Below are 14733 nucleotides of genomic sequence, written 5' to 3' on the forward strand. Positions count from 1 at the left end.
ACCATCCCTGTTTTTTTATCCTGGTTAAACAGGCCACATTATTTCACGCCTGCGTTATTATTGTTTGCCTATTATCTCACCGTGCTGATTTTTACGACTGTGCTTCAGCATTAAAAAAGTGAGTCATTGCCAGTTGGTTACTGTGTTCTATTGCTAAAATCAGTTCATGCTGTGCTTTGGCAACATCTTTATTTTTTATCGCTTCCAGCAGTGCGTCGTAATTGTGGCGGTTCTGAGTAATATGTTCAGGCATCTGGCGCAAAAAATGAAAACACGGACCAACGCGGATCCACAACTGCTCTATCATTCCCAGCAGTAGTGGCAACTGAGCCCGCTCATATAATGTAAAACGAAACTCTCGCTGTGCCTGAAGAGCGCTGTGAGCATCTCCTTTATCGCGGGCCGTATTAAACATTTCGCTAAGCTCGGCCAATTGCGCCATATTTCCCAGTGGTTGGTGCTCAATGAGACGCTGAAGTGCCACCCCTTCCAACTCCTTTCTAATCAGGGTGATTTCTTCGAATTGTGACCGGGTGATTTTAGGCACAGTAAATGCCTGTGCGGGCGCAATACATAGCGCCCCTTCTGCGACCAGGCGTAATACTGCCTCGCGGACCGGGGTAATACTGACATGCATTTCTTCTGCAATATCGCGTGTATTAAGACGCTCGCCAGGTGCCATTTGTGCAGCAATAAGCGCGTGTTTAAGACGTAACTCAACCTGCATAGTTAAACTCAGGTGTTGTGCATTGCGCAAATCCAGCATCATTCTCTCCCTGTTATGGACACATAAAAACCCTCCCGGGCCAATAGAGCGCGGGATGAGGCACGTATTGCGTGAGTGTCTAAATAAAATAAACAACCAAGAAGCGTATTTTTATTCGTTATAAATATGTGCAACCTAATAAATCATACTATAACGGCATCGAGTTTGGATGACTTTAGGAACAATACGCAATTTCACTTTTTTTAAGTCAAATTATTACAATTCTCAGGAGGGCTGATTGAGCCTGACAACAATATATATGCAGGCGTTATCTGATTCGTTGCGAAATTCACAGTCATTCGGTGGCCCCAGCTCAAGGCAGTCTCCCTGCGCCATTTCATGGCGCAGGTCACCTTCAACAAACACCAGTTCGCCCTGGTGTACCCACAGTAACTGGCGAGCCAGTGCCCAGGCTGCGGCTGGCATCGGAACATGCTGGTGAGCTGGCAATTCAACCTGCACCAGGTCAACTGGCATATCGCTGCGTGGCGAAAGATGACGTCTGATATAGCCAGTTTGTGGATCCTGCCACACGGGTTGTTGCCCATGGCGGAGTAAGCGCCCGGACGCCATTTCCGCACGGGCAATTAGCGTGGACATACTTATTCCCAACGCCCCGGAGAGCCTTGCGAGCAGTGTTGCCGTAGGGCTACTTTCACCCCGCTCCAGTTTGTGAATCATCGCCCGAGAAACCGCTGCTTTCTCCGCCAGTTCACTCACAGACCAGCCGCGAGATTCACGTTCTATTCGAATCCGCTGACAGATTCGTTGATTTAAGCTGTCTATTATATTATTCATATAGTCCATTATAGTGACGCTTTTGAAAAATATCACCAGGAGTGATGTATGCGTATTCGTCAGGGGACAGAGGCAGACTGCGAGGCTATTGCTGAAATCTATAACCACGCAGTAAAACATACCGCGGCAATATGGAACGACAAAACAGTAGATACAGAAAACCGAATTAACTGGTTACATCAGCGCCAGGATAAGGGTTTTCCGGTACGGGTCGCTGAAGAAAATGGGACTGTTATCGGTTACGCCTCATATGGAGACTGGCGGCCATTTGAGGGCTTTCGCCACAGTGTTGAACATTCTGTCTATGTTCACCCCAGCCATGGCAGAAAAGGTATCGGGCGCGCCCTGTTAGGGGATTTGATTGATATTGCCCGCAATAAAGGAGTGCATGTCATGGTGGCAGCGATTGAATCACAGAACATGGCATCACTCCATCTCCATGAACAACTCGGCTTCGTGGTGACCGGGAAAATGCCCCAGGTAGGCACCAAATTTGGTCGCTGGCTGGATTTAACCTTTATGCAGTTGCAACTGGATACGCGCACTGACCCGGACAGCCTCCATGAGTAACCCGCTTACCCTGCTCTGCCTGGTGTTGGCTGGCGTCGGGTTAGTTATCCAGAACACGTTGATGGTGCGTATAACGCAGTCCTCCTCAAGTGTACTGATTGCCATGCTGCTTAATTCATTGGTAGGTATTGTGCTGTTTTGCGCTTTTCTGCTTGCCCGCAATGGTACTGGCGGTTTTGTTGAACTGGCACGCAGCATCCACTGGTGGACTGTTATTCCCGGGTTACTGGGTTCATTTTTTGTTTTTGCCAGCATTCAGGGTTACCAGTTTCTGGGGGCGGCCACTACCATTGCGGTGCTGGTTGCCAGCCAGCTTATCGGTGGCCTGGTGATGGATATTATGCGCAGTGGTGGTGTCAGTGTTCGGGCATTAGTCAGCCCATTATGTGGTGCCATTTTGCTTATTATCGGTGCCTGGCTGGTTGCGCGTCGCGAATTCTGAATTTAATACCTGCATGACTTTCTCCACAGATTCTTCATTTTTTAACCATATCACTCTGGCAAAGTGCCCTTCCTGCACATCGTGTTCTGGGTTGTATGAGAAGGTTGCTATGAAAAAGAGTGTGATGATTTTATGTGCGGCACTGGCGATTGCCAGTCTGACTGGTTGTGTACCCTGGTGGGGACCAGGCCCCGGCGGTCATGGCGGAGGTGGCGGCGGAGGCCCGGGAATGATGGGTGGAGGCCCCCGCGGTTAACCGTTGTTTCACTCGGTGAACAGGGCATTCAGCGTATAAACGTCTTCGCAAGGAGACGTTTTGATTGCCCCTACGGCTGTTTATTCACCGGAATTTCACCACCCTCGCGTAAATGCATGCTCCGTTCATCATGCGTGCCCTGATCTTCTTTATGGCGTTGACCATGGTGGGCAATAGTAATACGCAGCCGTTGTTGCTGCTCGTACCTGAACTCACGCGTCAATTCGCCGTTATTGCTCAATTCAACCAGTAATTCATTCATCGGAATGATTTGATTAGAACGAATCGCCTCGTCCACCTGGGCAATGATAGTTTCCTGATTTGACATGTTCACCTCCTGTTTTAAATATAAGAGTACCGTGCTCAGCCAGCAACTGTATTATCTGTCTGCCCTGATGCTTACCTGTTAAAATTTGTTTTAGCCACTTTTTTTACGGCTCATCAAGCAGTTAGCAGAAAAGTGAAAGCGCTTTTTCTGTTTTAGTCAAGAAAAAGCCACTGTATTAATAGCGCGATGATTTGCCCCTTTTGCCCTCTCTTCTGCCGTTTAGCTTCCTTAAGTGCAATTTATAGTAAAAGCGTGAAGATAGCTTTTGAGACCAAAACTGTGGCAAAAACACTATTACGAAGCGGTTTTCTTGATGATTTTCTGGCTCTTGGTGAGAATGGACAGCCTGTATTTGATTCCGCCCGGCAAATTCGTGAAACCTTGCGTTTGCGTCGCCTGCAGGTTGTTGCAGACAGCCTGGCTATCCCCCAACTTAATGATGATGGTGACCGGGTGGACTGGTATGCCAGCTTTTCGGGAAAAGTCACCACCTGGAGCAGTGCCAGCGACGGGCAGCGCAAACAAGCATTAAAAACGCTGGAAAAGTACGTTGATAATATCACCACTTTGAGCCAGCGCTGTTTACAGTCCGGGAATGCGTCGATTCAGTTATTTGGCGCATTGCTGGCCAAGGCTGTGCATTTCCCTGGAGCAAACCATTTATTTCTGGTCGATGACAAACCCGTCATTACTTTCTGGGGTTTTTTACAACTCAACCAGGATATGCAGGATGATGTGCTGGCGTGTTTACGCCATCAGGAGCCAGTCATTCCAGTAGTAATCGCGAGCCCTGAGCCCGAGTCTGGAGAACCCGCACCGCTACCAGAACAACCGACGATAAGTTCTCCCGATGAGCCGTTACTGTATAGTAAGCCTAAACAGGCTGCGCCCAGCGTGGAAGCAATCAATGCGGTATATGCGGAGCAACTTGACGCGCCTGAAGAGACACCTGTAACGCCAGCAATCTCTGCCTCCGCAGCGGTGAAAAAGCGTCCGGCATGGCTTTTGCCCGCGGCCGCAGCCGTGGTTGTGGCGATTGCAGTACCTGCGGTTTGGTGGGGAGTGAGCCAGCATAGTGAACCAGTACAGACCAGTGCTCTGCAACCCGTGCAGCCAGTTGCACCCAAAGTAGTCATAGCGCCGTTAACTATGAATCTGCCTGTTGCAAGGGCAACCGTTGTGGCACCTCCGCCTCCGCCTCCATCGTTGCCTGAGACTAAACCACTCGCACCGCCGAAAAATGCCCTTGAAATGCCGGTGACGGATGTGCGGATGGGAACCACACGTTTCCTCAATGGTAACTGGCGGGTAGTGGTGAAACCACTAAAAGGACTGGATGTGCCTGAGGTTATGCATTACCAGATCCAAAAAAATAAAGGGAGCGTGCGTTTTAACCCTGAGAAGAATGTGACCTGCCGTGCGGAAATTTTTTCTGGTTTACTGAAAACCGGCCAGTTGATGATTAAACCGCGTGGTAGTGCACGGTGCAGTAATGGCAACCGTTATCCCATGCCGGAAATTGCCTGTGAACAGGGTGAAAACAACATCGCTGTTTGTAGTGCGAATTACAGTGAGCATCCGGCAACGCCTGTAACGTTAATTAAAGTGAGTAAGTAACCCATGCTGGCACCCCTGAGTGATTACAAACAAAGCGTCACGCTGATTCAGAATAGCGGTGTGCAGTTTCTGGATTTTGGTGTAACGCCTTTTGATATGCCCAACCAGGGCTGTTTTGTCCGGAAAACAGCAAACGGGCCTTTGCTACGCCTTGATTACGATATTATCCCCGGGAAATACAGCCTGCCCACCCTTGATGCCAGTGCGCCAGAAGTGGTAAAGCCGGAAGTGACTCAGCCACTCAGCCAGTCACTACAAATGATGGATGGCGTATGGCTGCCAGTCCCATTTCTACGTTTCAACCCGCCCCGTACTTTCGTGGGTGGCCCGGACAATTGGGCCAGAGTCCAGATTCGTCAGTTGGCATCACCAGACAGCAAAGGCAATACTCACCGTATTGTTGTCGCTTTTGATACTCAACTGGCAGAAGATGAACATAGCGGTGGCCTGGCGCCGCTGCAAAGTGATGTGCGCAATGGCACGCGGTTTACCCTTGCGTGGCAAAACCAGGATGTAGCTGAATTTCTGGACCAAACCTGGGTCGATGGCTGGTTACGTGAAGTTTTCACCCAGTACGCTACTCGCGAACAGGGGCGCAGCGAAGAAGATATTACTCGTGCGATGAAGTTGTTTGAGTACCAGGCTCACTGGATGAATGTGCTCACCCTGCTGAGCTCACTCAATATTCCTGAAGTGAAAATTGTTGGTGAAACCCTGCAAACCCCGGCAATCCCTGTTGATTTGGTTCTTGATGTCGGTAATACGCACACCTGTGGAGTGCTGATTGAAGACCATGGGCCGACAAACGACGGCTTGCGCCAGACAATGGCATTACAGATTCGTAATTTAAGTGAGCCGCAGTACCTGAATGCCCTGATGTTTACCAGCCGGATGGAGTTTAATGAAGCGCGGTTTGGTAAAACCCACTTTTCCGTAGAAAGTGGCCGCGATGAAGCCTTTATGTGGCCTGCTATTGTACGCGTAGGCGATGAAGCCCGTAATCTTGCAATAGCGCGCCGCGGCACCGAAGGTAACAGCGGCATATCCAGCCCGCGTCGTTACCTGTGGGATGAAACACCAGGTAATGAAGAATGGCGTTTTAGTCAGTTTAATACCCATACCCAGCGAGAGCCTCTGGCAACGGCCTGGCCGTTAATGAACCTGATGAATGATGAAGGGCAACCACTGTATCAGTTGCCACCAGATGAACGACTGCCTGTGTTCTCTCCTCATTACACCCGTAGTTCATTGATGATGCATATGCTGTGTGAGTTGTTGATGCAGGCGCTGGCCCAGATTAATAGTGTTTCCAGCCGTCTTGCTCAGGGCTACCCCACTTCACCACGCCAGTTAAGAACACTGATTCTGACGTTACCATCGGCGATGCCGAAACAAGAGAAGGCTATTTTTCGCCAGAGAATGGAAGATGCGATTGCCGTTATCTGGAAGGCGCTGGGCTGGCATCCGGCCGATGACGATTTCTCTCGCCCGGCGGAGCGCCAGCGCACTGTTGTACCTGTTCCGGCAATTCACCTTGACTGGGATGAAGCCAGTTGTGGCCAGTTAGTCTGGTTATATAACGAAGCCATGATGAAATTTGCCGGCAAAACGGATCAGTTTTTCTCAACACTTGCCCGTAAAGACCGACTGGCAGACGATGAACAACCCGGACGGGCAATTCGTGTGGCAACCATTGACATTGGTGGCGGCACAACCGATATGGCAATTACCCGCTATCAACTGGATGAAGGCACTGGCAGCAATGTTAAAATCGCTCCAACATTACTGTTCCGCGAAGGGTTTAAAATTGCCGGGGATGATATTCTGCTTGATGTGATCCAACTGGCAATTTTACCCGCCCTTGAGCAGGCTTTTCAGCAAGCCGGAGTGGTAGATGCATCAGGTCTTATGGGGCATCTGTTTGGTGAGTCCGGGCGGATGGATACCCAGGGAATATTACGCCAGCAAGCCGCTCTCCAGCTGTTTATGCCGCTGGGCCATAAATTGTTGAGTGCCTGGGAAGAGCAGGATCCCAGCGACCCACAATCCGGGGTTTACACTACCTTTGGCGATTTACTGGCAGTACCGCCCGGCGAAAATGTGCTCCATTACATTCATAAAGCCGTTCAGGGTGCATTACCTCCCCAGAGTGATGCGTTTAACCTGATGTCAGTGCCCCTTGATGTGCCATTTTCCCTGCTTCACGATGCCATGATGGCGGGAAAATTCCGCATAACCGCCCCGCTGCATGCGCTGTGTGAAGCCGTATCTCACTATTGTTGTGATGTACTGTTAATTACCGGCAGGCCTGGCTGCCTGCCTGGGATTCAGGCACTTATTCGTTACCTGCAACCGGTGCCAGTCAACCGCCTGGTGTGGCTGGAAAACTACCCGGTTCATGAATGGTACCCATTCAGTGAACAAGGACGAATTGGCAACCCTAAATCTACTGCCGCTATTGGGGCGATGCTGTGTAGCCTGGCTCTGGATTTGCGTCTGCCGGGTTTCAACTTCAAAGCGGCGGATATCAAAGCATACTCAACTATTCGCCACCTGGGGGTACTGGACAGCAACAACATGCTGAGCGATGACAATGTCTGGTATCAGGATATTGATCTGGATAATCCGGGTGAGAAACTTGCTGTTAAGGTAAGTTTCCCCTTGCGCGGAAATGTGACGCTGGGTTTCCGGCAACTGGATAACGCCCGCTGGCCCGCCACACCGCTGTATACCTTATCGATTGACGATGCCGGGCTGTCTCGCGCTATTGCCGGTGATGGTGTACTGAATGTTCGCCTGCAACTCCAGACTCACGGCGGTGATACGCCTCTGTCGTTTGAACTGGCAGACGCATGGTTACAGGACGGGCGCAAAGTGCCATTGTCGCAGTTAAGCCTGAAACTCAATACGCTGGCTTACCGGCAAAACAGCGCAAATTATTACTGGATTGATAGCGGGAGCGTCTACGCATGAGCCGTAAAATCACTACTGCGGATACGCTGGCCGCACTGATTAACTGGGTTGAAAAATACCGCACGCAAGCCAGTATACTGGATGAAGATGGAGACCGTCTGTGCCAGCATGTTCAGGCAAAACAATTCAGGCTTAGCCAGCTCGAACAATCTCTTGAATCCTCACCTACTCTTGGGATTTACGGACAAGGCTATGAGGCAAAATCCTGGTTGTTACGTACTCTGACTGACAGCCCTGACGGGCGCGTACAAGTGAGTGCCCAGGGGCGAACTATTGATTACTTAAGCCACATCCAGCCAGGGCACACTGCGCCTACTATGGCAGTGCGCTTCACTGCGCAACCGCAAACCACCGCCAAAGGTTACCCGGTTACTCTACGGTTGCTGAGCGAAATCGCGTTGGTTGCACTGTTTATGAGCCATTATCACCATCAACCAGGCTTACAGGCATTGCCATCTGCCCGCCTGCAAAACCGGTTACAGCAGGCAGCCTTACGCCGCCAGCCGGGTATACAACCAACCGTAAATCCACAAGAAGTCAGTTTGCTGGCCCGTCACTGGGCTCAACTTCCGGCACGTAAAACCTGGCAAATTGATGATGCTGACTGGTTCCGTATAGCCAGGTTGTTGCCAGAGCTTGGCCTGGATGATCGCCAGAGCCTGTATAGTTTGTTTTGGGGAGATAACCCGGAGCTGACCACTCAATGGCGTACCCTGGCCGATGCACTGGCGCGTCTTAATGGCGCGCGAGCCGTTTGTGCACCGCTGGACCTCCTGGTGGATGCATTCTCACTGCCCACCGAGAATTTTCTCTGCCCTGCCGAGTTTGCTCATGACCAGGACCAGGGCGATGTAATTGTTTGCCCGGTACAGCTTAACCGTGTTGAAGGCCAGGTCAGTATTGCGCTCTCTTCCCTGGCGCTACTGTGTTATGAGGTGGTGTTTACCCTGGCGGCAGCGCCAGCACTCGATGGCGTTGATCTGTTGGATCTCCCGCCCTATGGTGTGCCTGATTCCTTACAAAAAACCCGGGCTCTGATACTGCCCGATTTATATGCCTGGCAGGCCAGCCCCGATTTACTGCTGATAAACCAGGCGGTTTCTTCCCGTCAGGATATCTACCCAGTCAGTCAGCTGCTGAAACGTTGGCAACAGGCCACACAGGCAGTGGCTGAAAATGGCGATAATCTGCCAGGTATGGCCTGGGTTATCACGCCATTTGATGGCCGCCAAAGCGGGCAAACTCCCCTTGACGATGGTTTGCAGCGCCTGTGTGGTAAACCCGGAGTTGACTGGGGAACATTGCAGGCACTGGATGAACATAACCTGTCGCGCCTCAAACACTGGCTGCAGGATGCACTGACCCAGGAACGCCATCAGTTACGTCTGGCATCCCTGACTGCCCGGTTATGCGCAGAAACCTGTTTGCTATTTTCACCTTATGCAGCAACTGAACAGGCCGACCCGGAGCAAGCCAAATCTCTTGCCAGCCAGCTGGTGCGGACATTACAACGCCAGGCACAGCATCATGGCGAAATTATTAGTGGATTGTTACCCCCTGCCGGGTTAACGGAGAGTCTGAACAACGACCAGAAGCAACCTGCTCTGAGTACGCTGCCTATCTTTGATCCTGGCCTTGATTTGTTCAGTGATGAACCAGCAACGGCAGAAAGTGACAGCACTCCCGTACTGCCTGCCGGGCAGGTGTTATTTCTTCAATGGGTGCGCCATGTTCGCCAGTGGGCAGGAAAACCCGAAACCGTAACCTGCACCGGCCTTAGCGCTGACGAGTTGCAGTTGCTGGCCGATATTATTATCACCACCAGCTACCGTACCGGGCTCCGGGATAAACTGGACAAGCTGTCTGCAAATGCCGTGGCAGGCTATGCCACATTGGGGGATTTCATTACCTGGCTGGGATACAGTGAAATACCTGTTGAACAGCGCCCTCAGAGCCGGGTCAATCGTGGTAAAGGTATTTTCGCACCCCATATACAAACTGGCGGAGCGGTGCGCCTGACCCGGCTGGGTGAACAACCGGCCCACGCAGCAACGCATTATGTGTATGACTGGCTGGTAGCCTTGTACCAGTGTGCGCTGGACAACAGGGATTATGTTCGCCCCGGCGACCTGAATAAAACACAACGTAAATCACTGGTCACACTGATTTCACGGCTCGCTTAGACGAAAACCGTTTCCCTGCACTTGCGGGGAAACGGGGATTAATCTTCTGAATAACCTTTACTTGACAGGTTTCGCCAGGTGAATGACCCAAAGTTCGCTAAGAGACGCCGGTGGGTTGAGCGCTGACAGCACGACTGTACTGGTCACCGGTTGCCCATTGTAGGTAAGGTTGCCTTTGCCATCCGCCTGGTAGTCATCCAGCTTTTTGGCTCCATCTACAGGGTGAGCCAGTGACGATGTCAGGCCGAAGTCATTGTCATTGGTTACTGCCAGCGTACGGTTGTCGATGAGTGCCAAACCTTCAGCTTTTTCCTGCTGCCAGCCCAATTGGGGTAAATCGACAATTTCAGTCTTTGTCGCCAGCTTAATACCACGCTTTTTTAATGCTTCTGGCGTGTTAAATTCCGGTGCTGTCTGGCTATCAAATGGCGTTAAGTCTGTTGCATGGCGCAAGTCAACTTTGTAGATACGGTTATGCATCACTTTGTCTTTATCTTTACCTTGCTCAATCAGCAACACTTCATGGTTGTTCAGTGCCACAACATCACCAATTTTCGCATCAGATGCTTTTTTATAGTGTGTATCAATTGGGTAGCCATACATTGCTGTTTTACCCGTCGCCGGGTCGAGCACAACCAGACGAGTAAAGGTCGCTTTATTTTTACTTTTCCCGTCTATATTCAGTGTGCTTTGTACTGCGCCAAGAATTTTGCCGTCAGGCAGGCGGGTTACACCTTCAAAACCGCGGTTTGGCTGGCGCCACTTGATAATGGCTGGTAACCCCCGGGCCACACTTTGCTCGCCTGCGGCAGGTTCCGGGCCATATTTGGCCAGGACTTTCCCTTCGCCATCGACATGAATCAGGAACGGACCATATTCATCGCATAGCCAGAATCCACCTTTACCGTCTGGCGTAATACCTTCAGTATCCAGACCTCTCGGGTCTGAGCTCAGTGTTTTCAGTTCGCTGTTGAGGGCGACTTCATTGGTAGAACCGACCATTCCTTGTGGCAGAGGCAGACCGGAGATATTTCCTTTGTCATCATGGATGGGGCGTTCTTCAGACGCCAGTGCGTTATTCCCCGACACGCGAATTGTCATAATAAATGGTGTGAAATTTGGAGAGGCGAAAATTTTCGATGCCTTCTCCCCCACATCCGGCGAATCGGCATTGGGGCCGCGGTCTGTTACCGTGGCAAACGTCAGCTCGCCATGTTGTTTGCCGGTAAAGGTCAGCCCGGAACCCACACCCGGTGGCAAGCCATTAGGGAAAGTATGCTGTAGCGCCTGGCTCACAGCAACGCGTTCCCCTCCCGGGAAGCTTACGACATAGCGGTCAACCTGAAGTTGTGCCGCCAGAGAACAGAAAGGAATAAATCCGGCCAATAGCAGTGGTTTGAATCCCATGAGGTTATCCATTTTGGTTGTTTTGTGAAGGATTTATCTAAGCGGGCATATGTGACAGCACAATGACAATGACAATGACAGATTAACCCTAAGCAAACCTGGCCTGGCAGATAAGGCTAATCCTAAAGTATGAGCAATCAGATGAACTGCGCATGATCATAAAGGTTAATTAAGGGCTAAAATCATGTTTCGTTTGTCGCTTATCGCAAACTTCATCTGTAAAATATAGATAAATCCTGGTTACTTACGATATGTCAGCAAAAGTAACCGTCGGCATATCGAGGGACTCGTGTTATGACCGCACTACGAACCATCAAACTCAACTTACTACTGACCTGGATGTCAATTGGTTCAGTGGTGCTGACAGGCGTGCTCTTGCTGACGTCATTGTATTTTTATCAAAAAGCTAATATTGAGCATACTATTCTTGAGAATAACAACGCTTATGCCCGCAAACTGGCAGAAACAGCGGACAGAGTGATTGGCATCAGCCAGCAGGAACTGGCTTACAGTGCCAGTAAGATTCATAGTCTCAATGATTACCAGACCATGGTAGATGAAGCCGACAGGCTGCGTTTGCAATCAGGCTTTTTTAACTCAGTTATTGTGGTTAATGACCGCGGAATTATTCTGGCTACATCACCAGAAAGCCTCAATTTACGAGGGATTGGCTTGCAATCGAAGGCTAACAAGAATGCATTAAAAACCCGTAAACTTTATATTTCACAGCCTTTTTTTACTGGTACTACTGGCCGCTACGTCATTTTTCTTTCGGCACCGCTGTTCGACCATGCAGGTAATTATCTCGGTTATATCGGTGGTTCGATTTACCTAAAACAGAAAAGCATCTTAAACCAAATAATCAGCACCCATTTTTATAATTACAGTGCCAATGTGAGCATTGTTTCCAATGACGGGCATATCATTTTTAATAAAGATCCGAACAAAGTGGGCAGCCAGATTGGTATTGATGACCAGCTGAAAAAAATGTTGCGCCAGAATATGAGCGGTACTTACGTAATTAACCATGATGAAGCGACGCAATTACTCGGCGTTGGCAGCCTGACTAAAACGGACTGGAATGTCTTTGTTTATGCAGATGGTTCACTGGTAAACGATATTATGCTTTCCACAATACGCCAGTCTGTGTGGTTTATCATTCTGATTCTGGTGTTTACCTCATTGTTATCCTTCATTTTATCAACACTGATAGCACAGCCATTACGCCGCCTGGCAATACTCTCGGCCAGTAAGCCGACTGCTCATGTGGTGGAGGAAATTCGCCAGATAGATGCCTGGTACTACGAAGCTAATAAATTGAAAGTATCAATCAGTGCCGGGATGGTTTCGACCATTAAACAGGTGAAAAATCTGGATCGTGAAGCATCAACGGACCCATTAACCGGGCTGCTTAACCGGCGAGGCTTCATGACACTGGCAAGCGTATCGGGAAAACACAGTGAGAATGCGCTTATCTCTCTGGACCTCGATCACTTCAAGCGTGTGAATGACACCTGGGGGCATGATACCGGAGATAAGGTGCTGGTGATGGTCAGTGGCATTCTTAAAACTATCTGCCGGGAAACGGACCTTGTTGGGCGTTTTGGCGGGGAGGAGTTTGTCATTATGCTGCCGGGTACCAGCACAGAAAATGCTGAGAAGATTGCCAAACGCATCCGATGCACTATTGAACAGGAAAAACATCCTCAGTTGCCTTCTGTCACTATATCAGCGGGTATTGCCGCACTTGAAGATGCGGACAGTATTGATGAAGCAATAAAAATGACAGATATCGCGTTGTATGAAGCCAAAGACAAAGGCCGTAACCGGGTGGTACTTTACCGCTCGTTATGTTCGCAGCCCCTGACTTCTGGCGTCCAGTCGGCTTCTTCAACCCACGCCTGACAACCTCACTCATTGCGGGCGGAGTCCTCCGCCCGCGCATTCCAACCTTAATGTTTTATCATTATGTGGCGGACTACGGTGTAATCTTCCAGACCATACATCGACATATCTTTGCCATAACCTGAAGACTTTAACCCGCCGTGAGGCATTTCGCTGACCAGCATGAAATGGGTATTCACCCAGGTACAGCCATAGCGCAGACGGGCACACAAACGGTGAGCTCTGCCAACATCTTTCGTCCAGACAGACGAGGCCAGCCCATAATCAGAGTCATTTGCCCAAAGTAATGCCTGCGCTTCGTCGTCAAATTCCGTCACACTGACCACCGGGCCGAATACCTCACGTTGAACAATGTCATCGCCTTGTTTCGCACCAGCAAGCACCGTTGGCTGGAAATAATACCCCGGGCCGGGTACCCGGCTACCCCCGGTTACCACGCTGATATGTGGCAATGACTTAGCCTGATTGACAGCTTTTTCAACCCGTTCAAGATGTGCCAGCGAACTTAACGGGCCCAGCTCGGTATCGGTGTCATCAGGGGCACCTGTTTTCAGCGTACTGACCGCGTTACCCAGCTTTTCAACCAGTTGGGCATAAATGCCTTTCTGTGCGTAGATGCGGCACGCCGCGGTACAATCCTGCCCGGCATTGTAAAAACCAAATGCCCGGATCCCGTCCACCACTTCATCAAGATCTGCGTCATCAAACACCAGTACCGGTGCTTTCCCACCTAATTCCATATGCGTGCGTTTCACACTTTGCGATGTGTGGCGAATAATATGCGCACCAGTGGGGATAGAACCGGTCAGTGACACCATAGCAATGTCTTTATGCCCGGTCAGGGCGTCGCCCACCGTTTGGCCACGCCCAAACAACACACTCAGTACGCCCGCCGGGAAAATGTCTTTTGCCAGTTCGGCCAGCTTAAATGTGGTTAATGGTGTGACTTCAGACGGTTTGATAACCACGCAGTTACCCGCGGCCAGTGCCGGACCTAATTTCCATGCTGCCATCATCAACGGATAGTTCCAGGGCGCGATAGACGCCACCACACCTACCGGGTCACGGCGAATCATGGATGTATGCCCTTCCAGATACTCGCCGGCAGCGGAACCACTCAGGCAACGGGCCGCTCCGGCAAAAAAACGGAATACATCGGCGACTGCAGGGATTTCATCGTTAAGCACTGCGTGAAAAGGTTTGCCACAGTTTTGCGACTCCAGGCGGGCAAATGTCTGCGCATGTTGTTCGATGATAGCGGCCAGTGCCAGCAGTTTTTCAGCACGCTCGCGGGGCACTGTCTGGCTCCATGAGTCAAATGCGGCACTGGCGGAACTCACTGCACTGTTAACTTGCTCCACCGTGGCTTCAGGAATCTGAAGCAATACTTCGCCGGTGGCAGGGTTGTAAACGGGAAGAGGTTCACCTTGCCCAGTAACCAGTTGTCCATTGATTAAAAGTTGGCTTTGCATGTTATTTTCCTTGTTT

At 50.4% G+C, this 14733-nt stretch carries 12 protein-coding genes; 7 read left to right on the top strand and 5 right to left on the bottom strand.

The features are described 5' to 3' along the window. Positions 1-91: 91 nt before the first annotated feature. Positions 92-769: an FCD domain-containing protein gene (locus tag A9B99_RS00790; protein ID WP_156518961.1), complete on the bottom strand. Its 678-nt coding sequence runs from the start codon at positions 767-769 to the stop codon at positions 92-94. A gap of 222 nt (positions 770-991) precedes the next feature. Continuing rightward, positions 992-1564, bottom strand: a complete 573-nt coding sequence (locus A9B99_RS00795) for an XRE family transcriptional regulator (RefSeq protein ID WP_064595430.1) — start codon at positions 1562-1564, stop codon at positions 992-994. Positions 1565-1612: 48 nt separating this feature from the next. Between A9B99_RS00795 and A9B99_RS00800 the strand changes: the two genes are divergently transcribed. From A9B99_RS00800 to A9B99_RS24000, 3 genes are all read left to right on the top strand, one after another. Continuing rightward, a complete protein-coding gene (locus A9B99_RS00800; RefSeq protein WP_064593690.1) occupies positions 1613-2134 on the top strand; it encodes a GNAT family N-acetyltransferase in 522 nt (173 codons plus the stop codon). Then, on the top strand, positions 2127-2576 hold the full coding sequence (locus A9B99_RS00805; protein ID WP_064593693.1) for a DMT family transporter: 450 nt from the start codon (positions 2127-2129) through the stop codon (positions 2574-2576). The genes A9B99_RS00800 and A9B99_RS00805 overlap by 8 nt, the downstream gene beginning before the upstream one ends. 109 nt (positions 2577-2685) lie before the next feature. Beyond that, on the top strand, positions 2686-2832 hold the full coding sequence (locus A9B99_RS24000) for a hypothetical protein (protein WP_197499242.1): 147 nt from the start codon (positions 2686-2688) through the stop codon (positions 2830-2832). A gap of 70 nt (positions 2833-2902) precedes the next feature. Here the strand turns inward: A9B99_RS24000 and A9B99_RS00810 are convergent, their stop codons facing one another. Continuing rightward, positions 2903-3160, bottom strand: a complete 258-nt coding sequence (locus A9B99_RS00810; protein WP_064593695.1) for a DUF2526 family protein — start codon at positions 3158-3160, stop codon at positions 2903-2905. Positions 3161-3439: 279 nt separating this feature from the next. On the opposite strand from A9B99_RS00810, the gene A9B99_RS00815 reads away from it, so the two are divergent. From A9B99_RS00815 to A9B99_RS00825, 3 genes are read left to right on the top strand one after another with little or no spacing between them, the layout of a single operon-like run. Beyond that, entirely contained in the window at positions 3440-4777 is a 1338-nt protein-coding gene (locus A9B99_RS00815; protein ID WP_064595432.1) for an SrfA family protein, read from the top strand. A gap of 3 nt (positions 4778-4780) precedes the next feature. After that, the gene (locus A9B99_RS00820) at positions 4781-7750 is read left to right on the top strand and encodes a virulence factor SrfB (protein WP_064593697.1); all 2970 of its coding nucleotides are present in this window, start codon (positions 4781-4783) and stop codon (positions 7748-7750) included. Further along, positions 7747-9933: a virulence factor SrfC family protein gene (locus A9B99_RS00825; protein ID WP_064593699.1), complete on the top strand. Its 2187-nt coding sequence runs from the start codon at positions 7747-7749 to the stop codon at positions 9931-9933. Before A9B99_RS00820 ends, A9B99_RS00825 begins: the two co-directional genes overlap by 4 nt. A gap of 57 nt (positions 9934-9990) precedes the next feature. Here A9B99_RS00825 and A9B99_RS00830 read toward each other — a convergent pair whose 3' ends face one another. Beyond that, a complete protein-coding gene (locus tag A9B99_RS00830; protein ID WP_064593702.1) occupies positions 9991-11340 on the bottom strand; it encodes an esterase-like activity of phytase family protein in 1350 nt (449 codons plus the stop codon). A gap of 294 nt (positions 11341-11634) precedes the next feature. Between A9B99_RS00830 and A9B99_RS00835 the strand changes: the two genes are divergently transcribed. Continuing rightward, a complete protein-coding gene (locus A9B99_RS00835) occupies positions 11635-13245 on the top strand; it encodes a sensor domain-containing diguanylate cyclase (RefSeq protein WP_064593705.1) in 1611 nt (536 codons plus the stop codon). A gap of 47 nt (positions 13246-13292) precedes the next feature. Here A9B99_RS00835 and patD read toward each other — a convergent pair whose 3' ends face one another. After that, positions 13293-14717 (bottom strand): aminobutyraldehyde dehydrogenase, encoded by a 1425-nt coding sequence (gene patD, locus A9B99_RS00840; RefSeq protein ID WP_064593708.1) that lies wholly within the window; start codon positions 14715-14717, stop codon positions 13293-13295. Positions 14718-14733: the final 16 nt, after the last annotated feature.

Origin of the sequence: Mangrovibacter phragmitis, assembly GCF_001655675.1 — a bacterium.
Lineage (GTDB): Bacteria > Pseudomonadota > Gammaproteobacteria > Enterobacterales > Enterobacteriaceae > Mangrovibacter > Mangrovibacter phragmitis.

Excerpts from the sequence above, each read along its gene's own strand:
- A9B99_RS00790 (WP_156518961.1), bottom strand. The coding sequence starts at position 769 with ATGATGCTGGATTTGCGCAATGCACAACACCTGAGTTTAACTATGCAG.
- A9B99_RS00795 (WP_064595430.1), bottom strand. The coding sequence starts at position 1,564 with ATGAATAATATAATAGACAGCTTAAATCAACGAATCTGTCAGCGGATT.
- A9B99_RS00800 (WP_064593690.1), top strand. The coding sequence starts at position 1,613 with ATGCGTATTCGTCAGGGGACAGAGGCAGACTGCGAGGCTATTGCTGAA.
- A9B99_RS00805 (WP_064593693.1), top strand. The coding sequence starts at position 2,127 with ATGAGTAACCCGCTTACCCTGCTCTGCCTGGTGTTGGCTGGCGTCGGG.
- A9B99_RS24000 (WP_197499242.1), top strand. The coding sequence starts at position 2,686 with ATGAAAAAGAGTGTGATGATTTTATGTGCGGCACTGGCGATTGCCAGT.
- A9B99_RS00810 (WP_064593695.1), bottom strand. The coding sequence starts at position 3,160 with ATGTCAAATCAGGAAACTATCATTGCCCAGGTGGACGAGGCGATTCGT.
- A9B99_RS00820 (WP_064593697.1), top strand. The coding sequence starts at position 4,781 with ATGCTGGCACCCCTGAGTGATTACAAACAAAGCGTCACGCTGATTCAG.
- A9B99_RS00825 (WP_064593699.1), top strand. The coding sequence starts at position 7,747 with ATGAGCCGTAAAATCACTACTGCGGATACGCTGGCCGCACTGATTAAC.
- A9B99_RS00830 (WP_064593702.1), bottom strand. The coding sequence starts at position 11,340 with ATGGGATTCAAACCACTGCTATTGGCCGGATTTATTCCTTTCTGTTCT.
- A9B99_RS00835 (WP_064593705.1), top strand. The coding sequence starts at position 11,635 with ATGACCGCACTACGAACCATCAAACTCAACTTACTACTGACCTGGATG.
- patD (WP_064593708.1), bottom strand. The coding sequence starts at position 14,717 with ATGCAAAGCCAACTTTTAATCAATGGACAACTGGTTACTGGGCAAGGT.